1 protein-coding gene is annotated in these 1,087 nt (G+C 72.4%); it reads left to right on the top strand.

Annotated elements, in window-relative coordinates; genetic code table 11:
- Positions 1–1,079, top strand: a 1,079-nt coding sequence (locus tag AB0I77_RS53900; protein WP_363290386.1) for a PQQ-binding-like beta-propeller repeat protein, incomplete at its 5' end; no start/stop codon positions are given.
- Between the last annotated feature and the right edge of the window lie 8 nt (positions 1,080–1,087).

Below are 1,087 nucleotides of genomic sequence, written 5' to 3'. Positions count from 1 at the left end.
GGAAGCGGTCCACGCGCAGGAGGGCCGCTTCCTTCTCCGCGCAGGAGGGCCGCTGCGGGGCGACGGCTCATCAGATCGTGTGCCGCACCGGCTCCGGTGGCCTCGTCGGGCGGTCCCGGGTCACCGGCGAGGTCACCTGGGCCGTCCCCCCGACCGGTGGCGGCAAGGACGCCGCACTCGTCGTCGACTCGGCCGACGAACGGGCCGTGACCGGCTCCGGCGCGATACTGCGCGCGGCGAATCTACGCACGGGCACGGCCGCCTGGACGCGCCGGCTGACCGACGGCAACGCCTTTCCGGCTCTCGCGGCGGCGGACGGGACCGTCTACGTCCTCGAAACGCCGGCGAAGACCACCGGGATCATCACCCTCGGCGCCTTCCGGGCGTCCGACGGCAGGACGCTGTGGCACCGCACCATCGATGCGGATCCGTACGGGGGCATCGCCGCTTTCGGGGGCCGCGTCTACACCACCGACGGCACGAAGGTCACCGCCCGCGACGCCCGTACCGGCGCCGCCGTGGCGACCAGCCCCCAGGGTGTCGAGTGCCCGAACCTCATCTCCGGCGGCCATTACCTCGTGTGCACCGGCAGCCCGTACTCCGCCGAGGACACCTTCCCGCCACTCCAGCGCCTGGACCCGGTCACGCTCGGGCCGCTGCCGACCGCCGAGGACACCAGCCTGAAGCCCGAGCGCGGTCTCATCTCGTCCGACGGTGTGCTCGTGTTGTTCGAGGACAGCGCGGAGGACCCGGGCGCCGGCGACTGGAACGCATACGACCTCGTCCACCACCGGAGGCTGTGGAGTTACGCCACCACCACCGAGGAGGCAGAACTGGCCGGCGAATGGTTCGTCACCTTCACCCCGGTCAACGACGCCGCCGTCAGAGGACGCGTGATCACGATCGACCTGCACGCCGGCCCGCAGGCGACCGGAGCCGCCGCGCCGCGCATGTCCGCGCCGTACCCGCAGACGAGGGACGGGGAATACCCCACGCTCGTCGTCCCGGGCGGCGACTCGGGCCATATCGTTGTCCAGGCGGGAACACATCGCGGCCTGCGGTCGATCCCGCTGCCCTGACACCGCGG

This window comes from Streptomyces sp. NPDC050619 (assembly GCF_040654815.1).
Taxonomy (GTDB): Bacteria; Actinomycetota; Actinomycetes; order Streptomycetales; family Streptomycetaceae; genus Streptomyces.
This window is presented reverse-complemented; position numbering and strand designations above follow the sequence as displayed.